Origin of the sequence: Achromobacter sp. Root83 (assembly GCF_001428845.1) — a bacterium.
In the GTDB taxonomy this organism is placed as follows: Bacteria; Pseudomonadota; Gammaproteobacteria; order Burkholderiales; family Burkholderiaceae_B; genus Achromobacter.
Window position 1 is genome coordinate 131,249 of the sequence record NZ_LMIU01000028.1, and the last position, 20,302, is coordinate 151,550.

The 20,302-nt window shown below is 64.7% G+C and carries 19 protein-coding genes; 13 read left to right on the forward strand and 6 right to left on the reverse strand.

The window, feature by feature from the left end; genetic code table 11:
* The first annotated feature begins 103 nt into the window (after positions 1-103).
* The 6 genes from ASE30_RS27930 to ASE30_RS27955 all read left to right on the forward strand — a co-directional run bounded on the left by ASE30_RS27930 (position 104) and on the right by ASE30_RS27955 (position 8,030).
* Positions 104-1,393 carry a hydroxymethylglutaryl-CoA reductase, degradative gene (locus tag ASE30_RS27930; protein WP_057287601.1) on the forward strand — a complete coding sequence of 430 codons (1,290 nt, stop codon included), beginning with the start codon at positions 104-106 and terminating at the stop codon, positions 1,391-1,393.
* Positions 1,394-1,463: 70 nt separating this feature from the next.
* Positions 1,464-1,949, forward strand: coding sequence for a hypothetical protein (locus tag ASE30_RS27935; RefSeq protein ID WP_057287527.1), 486 nt, complete (start codon positions 1,464-1,466; stop codon positions 1,947-1,949).
* The gene (locus tag ASE30_RS27940; protein WP_057287528.1) at positions 1,946-3,334 is read left to right on the forward strand and encodes a tripartite tricarboxylate transporter permease; all 1,389 of its coding nucleotides are present in this window, start codon (positions 1,946-1,948) and stop codon (positions 3,332-3,334) included. Before ASE30_RS27935 ends, ASE30_RS27940 begins: the two co-directional genes overlap by 4 nt.
* 187 nt (positions 3,335-3,521) lie before the next feature.
* Positions 3,522-4,679 (forward strand): nitronate monooxygenase family protein, encoded by a 1,158-nt coding sequence (locus ASE30_RS27945; protein WP_057287529.1) that lies wholly within the window; start codon positions 3,522-3,524, stop codon positions 4,677-4,679.
* 76 nt (positions 4,680-4,755) lie between these two features.
* The gene (locus ASE30_RS27950; RefSeq protein WP_057287530.1) at positions 4,756-5,418 is read left to right on the forward strand and encodes a TetR/AcrR family transcriptional regulator; all 663 of its coding nucleotides are present in this window, start codon (positions 4,756-4,758) and stop codon (positions 5,416-5,418) included.
* Positions 5,415-8,030 carry a PEP/pyruvate-binding domain-containing protein gene (locus ASE30_RS27955; protein ID WP_057287531.1) on the forward strand — a complete coding sequence of 872 codons (2,616 nt, stop codon included), beginning with the start codon at positions 5,415-5,417 and terminating at the stop codon, positions 8,028-8,030. The genes ASE30_RS27950 and ASE30_RS27955 overlap by 4 nt, the downstream gene beginning before the upstream one ends.
* A 99-nt stretch (positions 8,031-8,129) precedes the next feature.
* On the opposite strand, the gene ASE30_RS27960 is transcribed toward ASE30_RS27955, so the two are convergent.
* Both ASE30_RS27960 and ASE30_RS27965 read right to left on the reverse strand, forming a co-directional pair.
* A complete protein-coding gene (locus tag ASE30_RS27960; protein WP_057287532.1) occupies positions 8,130-9,608 on the reverse strand; it encodes a HAMP domain-containing sensor histidine kinase in 1,479 nt (492 codons plus the stop codon).
* On the reverse strand, positions 9,605-10,324 hold the full coding sequence (locus ASE30_RS27965) for a response regulator transcription factor (protein WP_057287533.1): 720 nt from the start codon (positions 10,322-10,324) through the stop codon (positions 9,605-9,607). The genes ASE30_RS27960 and ASE30_RS27965 overlap by 4 nt, the downstream gene beginning before the upstream one ends.
* 144 nt (positions 10,325-10,468) lie before the next feature.
* Between ASE30_RS27965 and ASE30_RS27970 the strand changes: the two genes are divergently transcribed.
* The 7 genes from ASE30_RS27970 (at position 10,469) to ASE30_RS28000 (ending at position 15,563) form a co-directional block, all read left to right on the forward strand.
* Positions 10,469-11,176 (forward strand): cytochrome b/b6 domain-containing protein, encoded by a 708-nt coding sequence (locus tag ASE30_RS27970; protein ID WP_082601773.1) that lies wholly within the window; start codon positions 10,469-10,471, stop codon positions 11,174-11,176.
* Positions 11,177-11,219: 43 nt separating this feature from the next.
* On the forward strand, positions 11,220-11,978 hold the full coding sequence (locus tag ASE30_RS27975) for a molybdopterin-binding protein (RefSeq protein WP_369819389.1): 759 nt from the start codon (positions 11,220-11,222) through the stop codon (positions 11,976-11,978).
* 40 nt (positions 11,979-12,018) lie between these two features.
* Complete coding sequence (locus ASE30_RS27980; RefSeq protein ID WP_057287535.1) at positions 12,019-12,360, forward strand: pentapeptide MXKDX repeat protein; 342 nt, start codon at positions 12,019-12,021, stop codon at positions 12,358-12,360.
* Between the two features lie 84 nt (positions 12,361-12,444).
* Positions 12,445-12,945 (forward strand): peptide-methionine (R)-S-oxide reductase MsrB, encoded by a 501-nt coding sequence (msrB, locus tag ASE30_RS27985; protein ID WP_057287536.1) that lies wholly within the window; start codon positions 12,445-12,447, stop codon positions 12,943-12,945.
* A 34-nt stretch (positions 12,946-12,979) separates the two neighbouring features.
* Positions 12,980-13,687, forward strand: a complete 708-nt coding sequence (gene msrA / locus ASE30_RS27990) for a peptide-methionine (S)-S-oxide reductase MsrA (RefSeq protein WP_057287537.1) — start codon at positions 12,980-12,982, stop codon at positions 13,685-13,687.
* A gap of 279 nt (positions 13,688-13,966) precedes the next feature.
* Positions 13,967-14,284, forward strand: a complete 318-nt coding sequence (locus tag ASE30_RS27995) for a helix-turn-helix transcriptional regulator (protein ID WP_057287538.1) — start codon at positions 13,967-13,969, stop codon at positions 14,282-14,284.
* Positions 14,277-15,563 (forward strand): type II toxin-antitoxin system HipA family toxin, encoded by a 1,287-nt coding sequence (locus tag ASE30_RS28000; RefSeq protein WP_057287539.1) that lies wholly within the window; start codon positions 14,277-14,279, stop codon positions 15,561-15,563. The genes ASE30_RS27995 and ASE30_RS28000 overlap by 8 nt, the downstream gene beginning before the upstream one ends.
* Here ASE30_RS28000 and ASE30_RS28005 read toward each other — a convergent pair.
* The 4 genes from ASE30_RS28005 to ASE30_RS28025 all read right to left on the reverse strand — a co-directional run bounded on the left by ASE30_RS28005 (position 15,539) and on the right by ASE30_RS28025 (position 20,113).
* Positions 15,539-16,762, reverse strand: coding sequence for a diguanylate cyclase (locus tag ASE30_RS28005; protein WP_057287540.1), 1,224 nt, complete (start codon positions 16,760-16,762; stop codon positions 15,539-15,541). The two genes, ASE30_RS28000 and ASE30_RS28005, sit on opposite strands and share 25 nt — an antisense overlap.
* 222 nt (positions 16,763-16,984) lie before the next feature.
* Entirely contained in the window at positions 16,985-17,761 is a 777-nt protein-coding gene (locus tag ASE30_RS28010; protein ID WP_156407804.1) for a hypothetical protein, read from the reverse strand.
* Between the two features lie 386 nt (positions 17,762-18,147).
* Entirely contained in the window at positions 18,148-19,077 is a 930-nt protein-coding gene (locus ASE30_RS28020; RefSeq protein WP_235515369.1) for a hypothetical protein, read from the reverse strand.
* Positions 19,078-19,171: 94 nt separating this feature from the next.
* On the reverse strand, positions 19,172-20,113 hold the full coding sequence (locus ASE30_RS28025) for a hypothetical protein (RefSeq protein ID WP_057287543.1): 942 nt from the start codon (positions 20,111-20,113) through the stop codon (positions 19,172-19,174).
* Between the last annotated feature and the right edge of the window lie 189 nt (positions 20,114-20,302).

Below are 20,302 nucleotides of genomic sequence, written 5' to 3' on the forward strand. Positions count from 1 at the left end.
AAATTGGTGCAGTGCGATGGTACTGTTTGCCCAAACTGTACCTCTGAATAGCGGTACAGTTTACCTAGAATCTGGCCACTCAATGCTTCTACGGAGACAAGCCATCGTGGCCGATTCACGCCTGCCCAATTTCCGGGCCCTTACCCCCGCCCAACGCCTGGCCGCCATCGCGGACGCCGCCTCGCTCACGCCCGAAGAGCGGCAACTGCTGGCCGCCCCCGGCGCGCTCGGCCTGGACCGCGCCGACGGCATGATCGAAAACGTCATCGGCGCGTTCGAGCTGCCGCTGGGCGTGGCGGGCAACTTCCAGGTCAATGGCCGCGACGTGCTGGTGCCGATGGCGGTGGAAGAGCCGTCGGTGGTCGCCGCGGCGTCCTACATGGCCAAGCTGGCGCGCGAATGCGGCGGCTTCGAAACGTCCAGCACCCGTCCGCTGATGCGTGCCCAGGTGCAGGTGCTGGGGCTGACCGACCCGTACGGCGCCCGCCTGGCGCTGCTGCGCGAACGCGAGCGCATCCTGACGCTGGCGAACAGCCGCGACAAGGTACTGATCGACCTGGGCGGCGGCTGCCAGGACATCGAAGTCCACGTCTTCCCCGACACGCCGCGCGGCCCGATGATCGTGATGCACCTGATCGTCGACGTGCGCGACGCCATGGGCGCCAACACGGTCAACACCATGGCCGAGGCCGTGGCGCCGCTGGTCGAGGAGATCGCCGGCGGCTCGGTGCGCCTGCGCATCCTGTCCAACCTGGCCGACCTGCGCCTGGCCCGCGCCCGCGTGCGCCTGACGCCGCAGGTGCTGGACACGAAGGAACGCAGCGGCGCCGAGATCATCGAAGGCGTGCTGGACGCCTATACTTTTGCCGCCATCGACCCCTACCGCGCCGCCACGCACAACAAGGGCATCATGAACGGCATCGACCCGGTCATCGTCGCCACCGGCAACGACTGGCGCGCCGTCGAAGCGGGGGCGCATGCCTATGCCAGCCGCTCGGGCCGCTACACCTCGCTGACGCAATGGGAGAAAGACACCTCGGGCGCGCTGGTCGGCACGATTGAAATGCCCATGCCCGTGGGCCTGGTGGGCGGCGCCACCAAGACGCATCCGCTGGCCCGGCTGGCGCTGAAGATCATGGACGTGCGTTCGGCGCAGGAACTGGGCGAAGTCGCCGTGGCCGTGGGCCTGGCGCAGAATCTGGGCGCGCTGCGCGCGCTGGCCACCGAAGGCATCCAGCGCGGCCACATGGCGCTGCATGCCCGCAACATTGCGCTGGTGGCCGGCGCGACGGGCGCGGAGATCGACACGATCGCCAAGCGCATGGCCGCGGAGAAGGACGTCCGCACCGACCGCGCGCTGGCCTTGCTGGAGGAACTGCGCGCGTCCCGATAACCCCGGCTGGACCAGAACAGAGGCGGCGTCCGGAACCCCCGGGCGCCGCCCGATCACACAGGAGAGAGACATGAAACAAAGCCCCCCGGCGCCGTCCACGCGCCTGGCCGAAGTATGGAGCGACACGGTGGATCTCAGGCAGCTTGCCTGGGCCATCGGTATCGGCATCACGATCAGCGTGGCGGGTTTCTATACCGCCAGCCGCTGGTTGCGCGGCGTGGTGGCGTCGCCCGAACTGGCCCACGCCTACGCCATGCTGGCCGGACTGGCCGGCTGCGTGCTGGCCGGCGTCATTTGCGCCCGGCTGTTCCCGCCCAAGCGCGAAGTCATCGAACACAGCTCCACGCATGACCCCGCATGGCGCGCCGAAGTGCTGGCCGAACTGGCCGAACAGCCCGGCGGCCTGGGCACGCTTGCGGACCTGCCGGAAGCGGTGGTGCGCGAACTGAAGGAACTGGACCTGTACGACCTGTTCGCCGAGCCCGCGGCCCAGGCGGCCGCGGCGGCCGACCCCGTCGACGCGCGGCGCGGTCCCGGCAAGGAGGCATTGGCATGAGCGATCCTCTACTGCTCGAACAAATCATGGTGGCCGCCGCGATGGGGCTGCTGGGCGCGGTGGTGTTCGCGGCCATCGGCCTGGTGTCGGGCACCGACGAGACCACCACGCTGGCCCCGCTGACCCTGCTGGTCGTGCTGCTGGGCGTGCCGCCCGCCGGCGTGTTCACCTTCTTCCTGGCGGGCGCGGTGGCCAAGCACATGACGCACGCCGTGCCCACGGCGCTGCTGGGCATACCGGGCGACACGCTGGCCACGCCGCTGCTGCAGGACGCGAACATGCTGCGCAAGCTGGGCGTGCCGCACATCGCGCTGCGCAAGATGGTGTCCGGCGCCATCGTCGCGGCCTTCGTGGCGGTGCCGCTGGCCGTGCTGTTCGCCGTGCTGCTGGCGCCGTTCGGCGCCGCCATCACCAAGTCCGCGCCGTGGATCTTCCTGGCCGCCGCCGTGCTGATCGCCTACTTCTCGGCCGGACGCTGGGCCGCCGTGGCGCTGCTGGTGCCGTTCGTCATGGTCATCATCGCGCTGCAAAGCCTGACCGCGAAATACGGCGTCAAGCTCAGCATCAGCTACTTCCTGGGCATCGCCATCGGACCGCTGATCGCCGACCTGTTCACCGTGATCTCGCCGCAGGGCCGCAGCAAAATGATGCGCGACAAGGTGCGCACGTTCTCGCTGGCGCCCGACGTCAAGGGCTGGTCGGGCTACTTTCCGAACCCGCTCAAGGTCATGGACCGCGTGCAGACGCGCTGGACGCTGGCCACGGCGGCGATCTCCAGCGCCACGTTCGTGTTCAGCCCGGTCGCCATGACCGTGGTGCTGGGCGAACTGGTGGGTTCGCGCGTCAAGCACGCCTACCATCGCCTGACCACGGTGCTGAGCGCGCGCAACGGCGTCACCGAAGCGACCTACATCGCCGAGGCCCTGATCCCGCTGATCGCGTTCGGGCTGCCCCTGAGCCCGGTGGCCGCCGGCCCGGCCGCGCCGCTGTTCAACGCCCCCCCGCGCTTCACGGTGGACGCCGCCACCGGCCAGACGCATAACCTGCACAACCTGCTGAACCACTGGGAATTCCTGGGCTACGGCATGCTGGCGGTGCTGCTGGCCGCGGTGGTGTCCTACCCCTTCGCCATGAACTTCGCGCGCCGCGCCGCGCTGTTCGTGTCGCGCAAGGTCAGCCACGAAGCCATCATCGCCACGTTCGTGGGCCTGATCATCGTGATCAGCATCTGGGAAGGCCAATTCCTGGGCCTGCTCGTCATCCTGACCATGGGCCTGTTCGGCGGCCTGCTGTCGCGCCTGTTCGGCTTCAACACGGGCGTGCAGTTCATGGGCTACTACACCGCCGTGCTGTCCGTGCCGGCGATCATCAAGCTGCTGGGTTAACCGGCGCCTGATGGGCGGGGCTGCGCGCCCCGCCCCCCCTCTCTGTCCCTCGCGCAAAATCTAGGACCGTATCGGTCTGCAAACGGGGCCACGACCCGGATTTGGGGCCGACCTTGATTCTGCGCAAAGCGGCAACCCCACCCTTGTTCTAGCCTCTGCTCTCTTGACCAGAGGAAAGACTCATATCATGACGTGGTTCAAATCACTCACCCTCGCCGGACGCGAGTTGCTGCCCATTGTCCAGGGCGGCATGGGCGTCGGCGTATCCGCCCATCGCCTGGCCGGCGCGGTTGCCAGCCAGAACGCAATGGGCACCATTGCCAGCGTCGATTTGCGCCATCACCACGCCGATCTCGTGGAAAAGACCGAAAAATGCAATGACCGCGACGCGATCGACACCGCCAACCGCGAAGCGCTGCACCGCGAAGTGCGCGCCGCGCTGGACACCGCCCAGGGCCGCGGCCTGGTGGCCGTGAACGTCATGAAGGCCGTGCGCGACCATCCCGCCCTGGTGCGCCAGGCATGTGAAAGCGGCGCGGCCGCGATCGTCATGGGCGCGGGCCTGCCCCTGGACCTGCCGGAAATGACGGCGGACTTCCCCAAAGTGGCGCTGGTGCCCATTCTTTCCGAATCGCGCGGCGTGGCCGCCGTGCTGAAAAAATGGATGAAAAAAGGCCGTATGGCCGATGCCGTGGTCATTGAACATCCCGGTTACGCGGGCGGCCATCTGGGCGCGGCCCGGCTGGACGACCTGCACAACGAAAAATTCGATTTCAAGCGCGTCCTGGCCGATTGCCATTCGCTCTTTACCGAACTGGGACTGGGCCGCGACGCCCCGCGGCTGATCGTGGCCGGCGGCGTCGGCAGCCATGAACAGGTGCGCCACTGGCTCTCCAACGGCGCCGACGGCGTGCAGGTGGGCACCGCCTTCGCCGTCACCCACGAAGGCGACGCGCACGAAAACTTCAAGCGCGTGCTGATCGACGCCGACCCGGCCGAGCTGGCCGAATTCACCAGCGTGGCGGGCCTGCCCGCGCGCGCCGTGGCCACGCCGTGGCTGACGCGCTATCTGCGCCAGGAAGGCACCCTGCAGGCCAACACGCGCGCGGACCCGCGCCGCTGCAGCCAGCGCATGGACTGCCTGTCGCAATGCGGGCTGCGCGACGGCATCGCCAAATTCGGGCAGTTCTGCATCGACCTGAAACTGGCGGCCGCCATGCGCGGCGAGGTCAGCCGAGGCCTGTTCTTCCGGGGCGCATCCAAGCTGCCCTTCGGCAATGCCGTACGCTCGGTGCGCGAACTGATGGACTACCTGCTGCACGGGGAAATGCCAGCGGCGGCGTAAATCCCGGCAAGGCGGATTTCCGTCAAATAATTGAACGACGTATAATTTTTTACGTCGTTCAATTATTTTATCCGCTATGCTCTCTTACGAATCCGTCCCGGCCGGCGCCAGCGAACCTGACACCAGCCCAGACACCAGCCGCCGCGAACGCAAGCGCCTGCAGACGCTGGACCATCTGGCCCAGACCGCCTACCGCCTGTTCGAATCGCTGGGCTACGACGCGGTCACCATGGAGCAGATTGCCGCCCAGGCTGACGTGTCCAAGGGCACGCTGTACAACCACTTTCCCGTCAAAGAGGCCTTGCTGGCGCACCGTTTCCACGGCGAACTGGCGGCCACGCTGGCCGAGCTGTGGCCGGCCCTGCAGGCCTTGCCCGCCCTTGCCCCGCGGCTGACCCGGATACTGCATGCCTCGGCGCATTGGTCCGAATCGCACCGCGCCTATCTGGGCCCCTACCTTCGCTACCGCCTGGCCACGCTGCAGCCGGGCGGGCGCGACACCGATCGCTATCCGCGCAGCGGCCTGCACACGGTGTTCGCCACGCTGATCCAGGAAGCCCAGGCGGCGGGGCAGGTGCGCGCCGACCTCCCCGCCGACCTGCTGGCCCATCACATGCAGTTCCTCTACCTGGGCGCGATGCTCCGCTGGCTGGACCTGCCGGGCGCCAGCCTCAAGGCGGAATTCGACGCCGCGATCAGCCTCTTCGTGCGCGGCGCCACCGGCGAAGGCGCGGCATGACTGTCCTCGTGCTGGACTGGGCAGCCGCGGCCTTGGCCGGTCCCCGGGCCGCGGGCGGCAAAGGCTGGCAATTGGGCCGGATGGCGGAATTCGGCGTGCCCGTGCCCGATGGCTTCGTGCTGGCGGCGCAGGCCAGCCGGGAACACCGCCTCGGCCAGGACCTGCCGTCCACCGTGGCGCACGCCCTGCATGAAGCGCTGCGCGCTCGAGGATGGCTGGAACGCCCGCTGGCGCTGCGCTCATCGGCGCCCCAGGAGGACTCCGCCGGCGCCTCGTTCGCCGGCATCCACCTGTCCTGCCTGAATGTGCGCGGGCACGGCGCGGCCTTGCAGGCCGTGCAACGCATCTGGGATTCCCTGTGGACGCCACAGGCGCAGGCCTACCGGCAACGCCTGGGTCTTTCCGCCGACGGCGGCATGGCCGTGGTGGTGATGCCGATGATCGACGCGGCAGCCTCGGGCATCGCCTTCACCATCGACCCCGCGACGGGCCGCCACGACGAGATGCTTATCCACGCCAACTGGGGCCTGGGCGAATCCCTGGTCAACGGACAGGCGGACGGCGACGAATACCGCCTGCGCGAAGACTACCTGCGCCAGACCTGGCCGCTTGCGGCGCAGCGGATCGGCGCCAAGCGCCACGCCACGCTGCCCGCCGCGGACGGCCAGGGCACCCGGCTGGCCGAAACGCCCGCCCCGCGTGCAACCCAAGCCGTGCTGACCCGTGCGCAGGCCGAGGCGCTGGGCGATATCGTCCGCGACGCGGCCCGTGCGCTGGACTACGCAGGCGCAGGCTACGACATCGAATGGGCCTGGGACGGACAGCAATTCTGGATCGTGCAGGCCAGGCCGGTAACAGCGTCGGCGCGCCACACCTATCCCGCATTGCAGACACAACCCGACTACTGGTCGCGCGGCAACACCCGCGAGGTCCTGCCGCAAGCCATGTCGGCGCTGGAATGGGACGCCGGCCGCGTCATGGCCCAGCGCATGCTGACCCGCGGCTTTGAACTCAGCGGCTACGCCACCCTGCCCGGCGTGCGGCTGGCGGCGCTGTTCCAGGGCCGCGCCTACCTCAACGCCTCCGTCATACAGTGGGTCGGCTACGACGCGCTGGGCGTCAAGCCCCGCGACATGAATGCGCTGTTGGGCGGCCCCCAGCCCGAGATCCGCGTGCCGCCGCTGACCACCGCCCAGCGCCTGCGGCACGGCTTGCGCATCCTGCGCTATCTGCGCCGGGCCGCGCCCTTGCGCCGGCAGGCCGCCGCCGACCTGCCCGTGCTGCTGGCCCGCGCGCAGGACTGGCTGGACGCGCCCCTGCCCGACGCCAATGCGGCGCTCGGCGCCCGCCTGCGCGAGCAATTCCAGACGGTGCTGGCCGCCGACGACCTGTTCTTTCTGCAAGGCTCGGGCGGCGGCGCGCTCTCCAAGCTGCTGGAACTGGTGGAAAAGGCCGTGCCCGGCGAAGGACACGCGCTGACCGCCGCGCTGATGGCGGGTGGCGAACCCAGCGTCACCGCGGCGCAAGGCTATGCGCTCATGGCGCTGGCGCAGCTTGCCGAGCACGATGCACAGGCGCTGGCATGGCTGCGCGCGCCTGACCGCGACAGCCCCGGCTGGGCGAACGCATTGGCGGAGGGCAGCGCCTTCAGGCAGGCCTTCGCCGCCTTCCTGGACCGCTACGGCCACCGCGCCGTCTATGAAACCTATCTGCGCAATCCGCGTTGGCGCGAAGCGCCCGCCTACCTGCTGGACAGCGTGCTGAACCTGATCGGCGCCGATCCCGCCGCGCTGCGCGCCCGCCAGGACACCGCCGCGCGGCAGGCGTGGCAGCGCGTCCGCCGCGCCTTGCCCTTCTGGCAGCGGGTGATGGCCGCCAAGCTGCTGGCCTCGTCCCGCCTCGAAGGCAATCAGCGCGAAGCCGCCCGCAGCGTGCTGGTGGCCTACCTGGCCGTCGCGCGCAAGAGCGCGCTGGAATTGGGCCGCCGCACCAGTGGCCCCGGCGGGCTGGTCGCGCCCGAAGACATCTTCCATCTGAACGCCGCCGAGATATTCGCGCTGGCCGATGGCCGGCTGGCGCCCGCCGCCCTGGGCCGGCGCGCGGCGGCCAGACGCGAGCAACTGGCGGCGTGGGCCGCCCTGCCGGACCCCGATGTGATCGCCGAATATACGCAGGAGGATTCGCAGGAAAAATCGCGGAAAGACTCGCAGAGAGAATCGCAGGAAGGCGCGGCGGCGCCCGAACCGCGCGCGCAGGCAGCCGCCGATTCCCCCAACGCCTGGCGCGGCACCCCGGTAGCGGGCGGACGCGCCCAGGGGCGCGCATTCGTTGCCCGCACGCCAGACGAGGGCCTGGCCATGCCCGCCGGCGGCATCCTGGTGGCGGCATCGTCCGATCCCGCCTGGACCCCGCTGTTCCTGCGCGCGGGCGCCGTGGTGATGGAAGCCGGCGGCTTCCTGTCGCACGCCGCCATCGTGGCGCGGGAATTCGGCATCCCCGCCGTGGTCAACGTCCAAGGCATCCTGCAAGGCGTCGCCACCGGCGACATGCTGGACGTGGACGCGTCGCGGGGCACCATCAGCCGCATGCCGGACGGCGGGCGGGATAGTTAGCTGCCTTGGCCGGGACGGATAGCGGCCTGGGGCTGGGGTTGGGGTTGGGCAGGCACGGTCCGCCACGAGTTTCGTCCGCAGCCCCGTTCGTAGCACTCGCTAGAGCTGACCGCCCGTCGCCAGATCGAACTGGAACACCGCGCCGCTGCCCGTGCGCTCCACCAGCCGGATCTCGCTCTGGTGCAATTGCAGGATGCGCTGCACGATCACCAGCCCCAGGCCACCGCTGTCGCTGGGGCCCCGGTTCAGCGCCGACGCGCGCGTGAACAGGCCCGCGCGCAATTCCTCGGGAATGCCCGTGCCGGAATCGCTGACCTGCACTTGCACGCGGTTGCTCGCCAAACCGAGCTGCAGCTCGATCCGCCCGCCCGGCGGGCTGTGGCGGATGGCGTTGTCCAGCAGATTGGTCAGCACGCGTTCGATCAGCCCCAGGTCCGCCCGCACCGGCGGCAGCGCCTGCGGAATGTCCGTGGTCAGTTGCTGGCGGCGCGCCTCGGCGGCCAACTCGAACTTCTGGATCACGTCCTGCACCAGCTCCGGTAGGGAAAAGGTCTCGGGTTCCAGCCGCACCAGGCCGGATTCCAGCCGCGCCAGCTCGAACAATTCCTGCGCCAGCCGGCCCACCTTGCGGCTTTGCGCCAGGGCGATGTCCAGGTAGCGGCGGCGCTCGCCGGGTTCCAGGGTGTCGTCCTTGAGCCGCAGCGTTTCCAGGTAGCCGTGCAGCGACGTCAGCGGCGTGCGCAGGTCGTGCGAGATATTGGCGACCAGATCGCGGCGCTGCTGATCCTGCCGCGTAAGCTCTCGCCACTGGTCCGAGATCCGCCGCCCCATCTGCGCGAATGTGCGCCGCAGGACCGCGATCTCGTCGCCACTGCGTTCGGACGCATCCCCCGGCTGCTCGAGCGCGGCCAGCGCCTGGCCGTCATCGCCCTCGAAGGCGCGCACCGCCCGCGTCAGTCCGCGCAGCGGCCGCGTGATCAGCGCGAAGGCGGCCAGGCCGGCCACCAGCCCCAGCAGCGCCACCAGCGCGATCGACCACAGCGTGGTCCGCAGCACGGAACTGCGCGACACGTCCATGGCCAGCGCGTCATGCGCCTGGCCTTGCAGCACCACGTAGACGTAGCCCTGATCCCGGCCATCCACGCGCACGGGCGCGGCGCTGAACACCTTTTGCGCGTCCGGGTTACGCGGATCGTCGCCGGTGATGGGCAGCATTGCGCCCGCCAGCAGGCGCTTGACCGGCCCCAGATCCACGCGGTCGCGCATGATCTGGCCCGGCGGCGCGGCGTCACCCACGACGCGGCCGTCGTTGGACAGCAGATAGACCTCCACCGCCGGGTTCACCGTCATCAGCATGTCGAACATCGAGCGCACCGCATCCGGCTTCCAGCCGCCGGCGTCCATCAGTTCGGTGGAGCCGGCGATGTGCTGCGCCAGCCCGCTGGACAGGCGCTGCACGACCTCTTGCTCGTAGCGCGAATTGGCGGCGATCTGCAACCATGCCGACGCCCCGCAGCAGGCCAGCAGCAGCAGCGCGAAGACGGCGGACAGGCGCTGGGTCAGGGTCAGGCGTCTCATGCCGCCCCCTCGGGCGCCGCCGCGAACTTGTAGCCCCGGCCCCAGACGGTCAGGATCCGCTGCGGGTTGGACGGATCGGCCTCGATCTTGGTGCGCAGCCGGTTGATGTGCGTGTTGACCGTGTGCTCGTAGCCTTCGTGCTGGTAGCCCCACACCTGATTCAGCAGGTCCATGCGCGAGAACACCTTGTCCGGGTGGCGCGCGAAGAAATGCAGCAAATCGAATTCCCGGGGCGTCAGGTCCAGGCGGCGCTCATCGACGTCCACCGTGCGCGCGATCGGGTCGATGGACACGCCATGCACCGCCAGGCTGCCGGCGTCGATGCGCGCATTGCGCTCGATAGCATCGCTGCGGCGCAGCAGCGCCCGCACGCGCGCCACCAGTTCCAGCATCGAAAACGGCTTGGCCAGATAGTCGTCCGCGCCCAGCTCCAGGCCCAGGATGCGGTGCACCTCGCTGGAACGGGCGCTGGTGATGATGATGGGCGTGTAGCGCGCCATGGCGCGGGCCCGCTTGCAGATCTCCAGGCCGTCGATGCCGGGCAGCATCAGGTCCAGCACCAGCGCATCCCAGCCGCCCTCTTCCAGCCGGCGCATGCCCTCGTTGCCGTCGGCCGCGTGCTCCACCGCGTAACCCTCGTCGCGCAGGTGCAGGCGCAGCAGTTCCGCGATGTGGGCATCGTCTTCAACTATCAGTACGCGTCGGGGCGTATCCATGGGGTTCTCTGGGACAGGATCGATGCGCCTATTGTCGCCAATCCGCGCCGGGCAGGTATCACGATTAATTTAACTTTGCGTGAGGACTTCGGTATCGGCCTGGGAGAAGAATGCCTCCAACGACAGCACGCCCCGGAGACCCCCATGTTGGCCCGCCCCGCAATCGACCACACGCCGCCCGCGCCGCGACAGGCAGCGCATGAGCTGGCCGGCCTTCAGCCAACAGCAGCCCAGCCGCCCGCGCCTCAGCCGGCCGCGCCTGAGCCGGCCGCGCCCATCCACCCCGGCTGGCTGCGGGTGACGCATTGGCTGAACGCGCTGGCCGTGGTCATCATGGTCATGAGCGGCTGGCGCATCTACAACGCCTCGCCCTTGTTCGGCTTCACCTTTCCCAACGGCATCACCCTTGGCGGATGGCTGGGCGGCGCGCTGCTGTGGCACTTCGCCGGCATGTGGCTGCTGTTCGCAAACGGCCTGTTGTATCTGGCGCTGAACACGGCCACCGGCCGCCTCTGGCGCAAATTCCTGCCCGTCGGCCCGCGCGGCGTCGCCCGCGACCTGGCCTCGGCGCTGCACGGCAAGCTGTCCCACGCCGATCCGCGCCGCTACAACCAGGTGCAGCGCCTGGCCTACCTGTTCGTCATGGCCGACATCGCCGTGCTGATCCTGTCCGGACTGGTGCTGTGGAAATCCGTGCAATTCGATCTGCTGCGCGAACTGATGGGCGGCTACGAGGCCGCGCGCCGCGTCCATTTCCTTGCCATGGCATTGCTTGTCGCCTTCGTGGCCGTCCATCTGGCGATGGTGGCTCTGGTGCCCCGCAGCCTCATCGCCATGATCCGTGGCAAATAAGGAGCATCCCGTGAGCGAAAAAAGACGCCTGTCGCTGCTGGGCCTGGACGGCCCCGGCATCCTGAACGACGCCAGGAAACTGCTGGAAAAGCGCGTGGAGCAGCCCTCGCGCCGCGCCTTCCTGCGCCGCGGCCTGACCCTGGGCGGCGTGGCCATGCTGACGGGATGCTCGCTATCCGACGACGAAAACGTGGAAAAGGCGCTGGCCGCCGTGTCGCGCTTCAACGACCGCGTGCAAGGCTGGATCTTCGACCCCGGCAAACTGGCGCCGACCTATCCCGAATCCATGATCACCCGGCCCTTCCCGTTCAACGCCTACTACGGCATCGACGAGGTGCGCCACGTGGACGAGGAATCGTTCCGGCTCGAGGTCACCGGACTGGTGGCGGACAAGCGCCGCTGGCGGCTGGAAGAACTGCGCGCCATGGCGCAGACCGATCAGGTGACGCGCCACATCTGCGTCGAAGGCTGGAGCGCCATCGGCAAATGGGGCGGCGTCCCGTTCTCTGATTTCCTTAAACGCGTCGGCGCCGACCTGAGCGCCAAGTACGTGGGTTTCAAGTGCGCGGACGACTACTACACCAGCATCGACATGCCGACCGCGCTGCACCCGCAGACCATCCTGGCGCTGACCTACGACGGCCAGACGCTGCCCCCCGAATACGGCTTCCCCATGAAGCTTCGTATGCCTACCAAGCTTGGCTACAAGAACCCCAAGCACATCCAGGCGATCTTCGTCACCAACACCTACCCAGGCGGTTACTGGGAGGACCAGGGCTACAACTGGTTCGGCGGCAGCTAGGTGAAACCCAGCCTTACCCCTCTATCCAAAGGAACGCATCATGAAGAAACTGACCACCGCCGCATTGTCCCTGTGCCTGGCCTTCGGCGCCGTCGCCGCCCAGGCCGCCGACAACATGGGCAAGGAAGGCATGAGCAAGGGCAGCATGTCCAAGGACGCCCCGGCCCAGGACGGGATGAAGAAGGACGGCATGTCCAAGGACGGCATGTCGCATGACGGCATGAAGAAGGATTCCATGTCGAAGGACGGCATGTCCAAGGGATCCATGTCCAAGGATGCCATGTCCAAGGGCTCTATGTCGAAGGATTCGATGTCAAAGGATTCAATGTCGAAGGATTCGATGTCCAAGGACGCCATGGGCAAGGATGGCATGAAAAAGTAGGCGCACGCAGTAGGCGCACGCAGTAGGCGCATGCCGGACGCGCCGGCAAGCGCCCCCGCCCCCCATCGTTGCACGGAGCACCCCATGAGCATCAACCGCAGACACTTCCTGGGCCTGGGCGGCGCGGCCGCCGCGGCCGCCGGCCTGGCCCCGCTGCTGGCCGCCCGCAGCGGCCGCGCGGAGGCGGCCGGATCTTATCCCTACACGCTCACCGACGCCCAGTGGCGCGAACGGCTGACGCGCGAGCAGTACCAGGTGCTGCGCCGCGACGGCACGGAACGCCCCTACACCAGCCCGCTCAACGATGAGCACCGCAAGGGCACGTTCGCCTGCGCGGGCTGCGAGCATCCCTTGTTTTCCTCATCCACCAAATTCGACAGCGGCACCGGCTGGCCCAGCTTCTGGCAGCCCCTGCCCGGCGGCGTGGGTGAAACCCGCGACCGCAGCTTCGGCATGACCCGCACCGCCGTGCATTGCGCCAATTGCGGCGGCCACCTGGGCCATGTCTTCGACGACGGCCCGCGTCCCACCGGCCTGCGCTACTGCATGAACGGCGTGGCCATGACGTTCGCCCCGCAGGCCTGAACCGCCTGCCGCATTCCTACCAGGACCCCACACCATGTCCAAGCATCCCACGATCCGCCGGCTCTGCGCCGCGCTTGCCGCCGCTTGCGGCCTGCTGGGCGCGGCCGCCGCCTCGGCCGCCGAGCGCGCCTTCATCATTCCGCCTCCCGCCGCGGACCAGCCCCAGGGCGCCCAGGCACAGGAAAAGGCCGTCATCGCCGGCGGCTGCTTCTGGGGAGTGCAGGCCGTCTTCCAACACGTCAAGGGCGTGAGCGGCGCGGTCTCCGGATACGCCGGCGGCCAGGCCGCCAGCGCCAACTACAACGCCGTCAGCGGGGGCCGCAGCGGCCATGCCGAAGCCGTGGAAGTCACCTACGACCCCGCGCAGGTCAGCTACGGCCAGCTGCTGCAGATCTACTTCTCGGTCGCGCATGACCCCACCCAGCTCAACCGCCAGGGCCCGGATCACGGCACGCAATACCGCTCTACCGTGTTCCCGGCCAACGACAGCCAGCGCAAAGTGGCCGAAGCCTACATCGCCCAGCTCAACCAGGCCGGCGTTTATCCGAAGGCGCTAGCCACCACCATCGAACCGCTACAGGCCTTCTATCCGGCCGAGGATTACCACCAGGACTACCTGGTGCGCAACCCGAACAGCATGTACATCGTGATCAACGACATTCCGAAGGTCGAAAACCTGGCCAAGACCTTTCCGGAGCGGTATCGGGATAAGCCGGTGCTGGTCAACGAAAACGCGAAATAAGTGGATTGAAACGCGGACTGCCTGGCCGGGCTTGGAGGCGTGACGCCTACCGGCCGCAGTAAGCCCGCTGCGCTGAACTGTTCCTGATAGGCACCCAACCCCGCACAGTCTGATCGGCGGCTCGCCTGTGCGGGGGAGGCTAATTCCAATATATTGGATGTTAGCCGCGTATGTAGGTCAATTAGACCCATAAAATGGGAATTACAGTGCTTGGCGAGAAAGCGTATTAATTCTATAATTTTGGGTGTTAGCCGGCATTAGGCGGGGTAGGCACACACTATGTTGGATTTAAGCTTCAGTTCACCGAATGAGGTCGTCAAACGCCTCTGCCAGCGCTTGCGGACAGAGCGCCTGGCACGGGACATGACCCAAGCCGACTTGGCCGGGCGTGCCGGCATTGCCACCAACACCGTGTCCAACCTGGAAGCAGGCCGCAATGTCGGGTTCGAGAACGTGGTCCGGGTGGCGATGGCCCTTGGTCGAACCAAGGACCTCGAAGATCTGTTTCTGCCAAAGTTGAACAGCATCGAGGACATTCGACGCTACGAAAACAGCGCCAATCGCCTTCGCACAAAGAGAAGCTCCGGCAATGCTTGAGCAAGTGAAAGTCTTCTATGAGGGCTGGGGGGAACGATGGCATTGGGGCACGCTGGTCTCTACCACCGCCCTGACCGGTCGCCCATTGATCGTGTTCGAGTACAGCAATGAGGCCAGGCAAAGAGGTTTGGAGTTGTCCTCCTACAGGCTGCCGCTGCAGGGCCCTCAGTTACGCCAAGGTTTTCCAGATCACCAACTGGACTTGCCGGGACCTGTTTATGACTCGTTGCCTGACGGGTGGGGCATGATGCTGATGGACCGCATGTTCAGGCGCCGCAAGCTATCCGCGGCTCGCATAGGACCACTGGAGCGGCTGGCGTACGTCGGTGGCAATTCGATGGGTGCCATGACGTTTGAACCCGTCGCGCCCGAAGGACAGGATTCAACAGTCCACATCCCGCTGGAACAGCTAGCCGCTGACGTGCAGGAAGTGCTCCAAGGGGAAGGCAGTGAGTTCCTGCAGACGTTGTTGATGGTGGGTGGCTCGCCTCAAGGTGCCAGACCTAAGGCCCTGGTCTATCGCAATCCCGAAACTGACGGGTTCACCACTGCCGTCACGCCGGGCTTTGAAGCCTGGCTGGTCAAGTTCCCGGCCAGAGATGAGCATGCGGAGGTGTGCGCCATCGAAATGGTCTACGCCCAGTGCCTGCGCATGTGCGGCATCGACACTCCAGACACGCGGTACTTCAGTCTGTCTGGTGGGTTGGCCGCGTTTGCGAGCAAGCGCTTTGACCGGCAAGATGGACTGCGCGTACCCATGCAAAGTCTCGCAGCCTTTACCGGCGCCAATTACCGGACTCCGGGGGTGCTGGACTACGTCAACTTCTTGCGGGCAACGCAGATGTGTACCAACGACGTGCGGGAGAAGGCCGTAGCTTTCGAGCGTGCCATCTTCAACGTTGCGTTCAACAACAGGGACGATCACCCCAAGAATTTCGCCTACATCATGTCGCCAGATGGTCAATGGAGACTGTCGCCGGCATATGACGTGACCTTCTGCGAGGGGCCAGGCGGATATCACCAGATGGACGTGATGGGAGAGGCACAGGCGATTTCCCGCACCCAAATGCTTCGGCTCGCCCAGGAGGCCGAGGTGCCCCAGGACGCTGCCGGCAGGCTGATCGACGGCATCTGCGATGTGGCCAGCCAATTTGCAACTGTCGCCGATAACCTCTACCCAGGGCTTATCACTCAAGACACCTTGCGCACGATCCAAAGCTGCATCGACCAGAACGTAGCTGGGCTACGCCAAGATCACCCGGGCCGCGGTCGCCGGTGAAGCTCGGGCGGCAGCGAGATTTCAGCCGGAATGCGATCAAAGACGTCGGCTGATTCGATCCTGTTCCGTCCAGCCGACTTTCCCCTGTAGAGCGCGGCATCGGCTTGCCGAAGCGCATCCTCCAGGCCATCCGCGCCATGGAAATGCGGAGAAATCCCGATGGTGACCGTACACCGCAGCAGATGACCGGACGCCGCGTCTTTGATCGCATGGCTTTCAACGCTGGCACGCAGACGCTCTGCCAGGTTCATGACCCCCTCGGCATCGGCTTCCAGGCAGATGGCCACAAACTCTTCTCCGCCGATACGGCCGGTCAAGTCGCCACGACGCACCGTAGCGCGAAGCAGGTCGGCAACATGGCATATGACTTCATCGCCGGCCTGGTGGCCGTGGGTATCGTTGATCAGCTTGAAATGGTCGACATCCATCAGCAGCAAGTAGGCGGGCGCGGCATTCCTAGCCTTGAAATACCGTTGCAGCGCTTCCAGTAGCCCTCTGCGATTGAGCAGATCCGTCATGGGATCACGCGCGGCCATATCGCGCAGATTATCCGTCAGCCGCCGCAGCACCAGCCAGACAATCGAGGGCGGCAGTATGGTGGCCAGGGTGGACATGTAGATGTAGAAGATCATCTGAAAGCGGCTGTCCATGTTCAGCGCATCCAAGCCACCATCCACGATTTTCATGAACTTCAGCGCGTTGAGAACGCAGATCCCGCCAATCAGAAGTGCGAAAAAAACCATCTCGCCATACAAGTCTTTTGCAAACGTGCGCACCCCATAGATCACGGTCAGCGCCATGACAAAGAACAGCAGGGTCGCCATCGCCGCAAGCATCGCGTAACGCGCGGCGGACCCCGCGTTCCACTGCACCAGCAATTGCACAATGGCATAGGCCACGCAAAACACAATCAACGGACGCCATAACCGGACCTGACGCCCAAAGAACCGCATGGCGCCTAGCCAGTAGACGATGGGGGCCGCCAGCGTAAGGGTGTGGTTGACCACGCTCATCACGCTCCAGGCGTGGCCCCCTTCGATCAGTTGCAGGATATAGGCCGACGCCAGCAGAAGGTTGCCAACGGCAAAAAAATCCATACCCATCCTGTTGCCGGGCAGACGTCGGCTGATCAGTAAAAACATGCCCGAAAAGCACAACAGGTGCGCGCACAGCATGCCGACGAGAGTGGATGCAACCATGAATGGAGGTAGAGAGGGGAACCGAATTCCTGCGCTGTTGCGTGGAACGCTACAGGCCGCTCGGCGCCCGCCTCGATGGCGGGCGCCAGGGAACCGAACTATACCCTCGATTGCTCCGGGATCCGGAAGGCATCATCGTGCCAATGCCAATGCACGGCACCCGTGAACGCTTCGCACCAAGGGCAGCATGAAGAAGCAGACACGTAACCCGTGCTAACTCGCCTAAACGGCTGTCCGCGCAGGACTGGTTGAGCCGAGTGTTATGCCTCCGGTACGGCTCCGCTTCTTCTTGAGCAACTGGAGCTTCTGAGCAAGCGTAAATTTTGAAGCCGTAGCAAGCTGCTCCCTAACTTCACACAACAGCGGCCAGTAATCGCGTTGGAATGCTTTCTCGGGCGACTCGACAAGTGCTTGAACGATAAGACAAAGCCCCTCGCATCCCTCCTTCAACAGGTCGAGCTTTACCAAATCAAGATTTGCGAGAGAAGCAGTCAAATCGGGATTTCGATCTGTATTCTTGCTGTTAAGCGCAACCTGCCATTGCCCGTGCGCCACCTTGTTGCGAAGTTGACTGGGCGTTTCAATGTAAATTTTGATTAGCCGGCTGAGCTCTTGTCTCACGTTCGGAACGTAGTTACCGTTCCTCGAGTGGATTTTCCGTAGAGCAAGCGCAACGCATTTCTCCCATGCGGTAACAATGCTGCCGCGTTCCCCCGCCGCTTTAATTTGACGAATTTCGTCTAGTTCAAAGCAATGCGGAGTGTGTATCAACTTGGAGAATGCTGTCTCGGACCATGCGCAGTACGTCAAAGCCAAGATCTTTGTCTGTAGCTCAGCCGAAGCTTCGTTGTTTGCCAAGAGGTCGCGGTGAATTCCGCGTTTGATGTGCTTCCAGCCCCTTTCAAGAACTCGCAGGTTCTGTGTCTGGGCTTGGAAGACTTCGACTTGCTTCTTTCGGTCCATGTCTTCCGTGCAGGTAAAGAACACTATGATTTTCAAATGCTCTTTACCTGCCCGGAATCGAACCGGGAACCTTGCAGACTACTCCGCAGTGCCTTTCCATATTCGGCCACAGGTCCGAGCGCATTGTAAGTGCCATCTAAGCGCGCCGCAAGTGATCCGGCAGACGTAGTGTAGACCACACAAACGCACCTTCCATCTAGTTGCTGTAGTGCGACTTTTCAGGCTTATCCAAGTACCCGGTCAGGGTCGGAAGCAGACTCCAATTAAGACAAGCGGCCTCGCTTTCTCTCACTTTTCATTGTTGGCAATAGCCGATCAGATGCCAATCCGCTGATATTTGGTGTTGCTGGTTCTCATCCGCACGTCAGCACAGCGTCGCTACCCCGACCGATCGCGCGGAGGATAGTTGAGACTGAAGAATCCTATGTCGAATCTTTCTGCAGCCGTAGGCGTGCAGCAAACGTCTTCCAAGCGGTGTCGATGATCTCCCGGTAGTACTCTTTGATTGGCCTTGAAGCCTGATGATCCCTCGCACCGGGATGGAATGTCCTGAAACAATCAATGCCATTCGACTGGAAGTGCCAAAGAGCCTTTGGCTCAACCTTCACTGTCTGACGGTTCGGAAGCACAGCCTTCAAGGCGCGATCGTACGCGTGGCCGCTGCCGAATATGATTAAGTCTGGCTTAAGCAGTGCGATCTCGAACCGGACGGCCGCGACCGAGAAATCAAATAAATGAGCGGAATGTCTGAGCGACGTTCGAGAGTAGCCGCGCTTCGGACGGTGCCAGTCCATCTTCATTAGGTTGTTCCAGCAAACAGCCGCTCGATCACCTCCAGCGAATGCATCTGCGAATCGCTGCCACTGCCGCAATAGCTCACTTTTGCCGGTGCCCCGGGCGTGCTGATCCTCATAGCGAGCTTTCGCGCAGGCAATCCCGTCCGGACGCTCATAGAAGGGCCCCAGCTTGCCGCACCAACCGTTGGTTTCCTTCCCAAAGAACATTACGCGGACGGGCGCATCGAGGTAAGCCTGAGACACGCTAAGGAGAAATGGCGCTGACAGCTCGCGAAAATGTTGAATAAAGTTGGGCTTGGCCACGGCAAGCGCTTCTGCATAGTACGAATCCAAGACCGATTGAAGGTCTTGTTTGAGCATGATTCCACCGCTTTCGATGTGTTGGCGGCGGCCCAAGCCTTCGCCCACGGCATTAAATCCGGCGGCCATTGGAGCGAGCGGATCAGATGGCGGTTGAACGCGCGGATGTCCACTGGGGCTTTCTGCGACGCTCTCTTCTGGGTCGATCTCAGGCGGGCGGGCACCAAAAATTTCATTGTGAACGACATGAACCATGTGTCACCAAGGGACCGATTCTTAATATGTCAGGATTCGACTCGTGCCACCGTTGACACCAGCGGACGACGGAGGGTAGTCCGCAGCACCTGGGCTACCAAAGATACCGCTCTCTCAGCCCATGATTGATGTCGGCGGGCAGCACGTTTGCGTCCAGCATCTGTTCGATAGTGGTTGTCAGGAAACTCGCCTCGTCGCGCAGCCACGGACGATAGAGTTCGCCCACGCGGCGAAAGCTGGGGTTGGCAGACGAATAGACTAGTGAGAATGCAGCCCAAGACCAAGTGCCGCTCTCATCAAGAGGCAACGATAGCGCCAGCAAATGATCTTGCCAGATCTGTTGAAGGTCTGATTTCAGGAAATGATCGGCCGCCCCAGGCACAAACGCTTGAGAATCCTCGGTGATTTTTCGGTAGCGTTGTTCACGTGCCGACTGTGTAGGCTTTTCGCGCTTACAGTGCTCATGGTATTTAGTCTCCACGCCGAGGATTCCCTTTTTTCCGCCCCCTAGATCGAGCTCGAAGGCAACATCCAAGGCGCTGCCATTCTCCAGAAAGCGGCCAGGTTTGCGACGCATTGGCGACCACTCGAACATGACACGGATAACGCGACCCGGCACGTTTGGCCACCAGGCATGCACGGCGCGATCAGCCAGTTCCAGATCGCCAGCTAAGGTGCCGAAGAGGTTGAAGCACATGGGCATCGAAGACAGCAGGTCGCAGAACAATCGATCGCTATTCAACATCTCCAGCGGTTCGGCATCCAGGACACGTCGGTTAGCGACGTCATGAATCTGGTCAGTAAGAAAATTATGCCCCTTTTTGACACTAGCAATGTCGATCCGGCTGCCCAGCCTGCGAGCCTCTTCACCAAGCATGGGGCGAATGGGTTGCGTGCCTATCGGGAAGCCCCGACTCTCACGCCACCGCGCTTGCTGCAAACGTGCCCGCCGTTTAAACGCGGTCGTTTCGGAATCCCCGGAGACAAAATCCACCATTTCATAGCAATAAGCCGATTCCAGGTCGCTCTTGTTCATATTCTCCGTCCCCGTATGCCAGCAGGTTAAAAAGGAAGGAGTATATCCACGTAATTCTTAGACGGCCGACCGAGCGACATAGGAATGTCAAGCGCCCCGCCCGGACGGCATTCGCCGCCCGCGCCATCTGGCAGCGGAACTTCCTGATGCGAAAATGCCGATACGGAAAAACCAGCACCGGCAGATCGT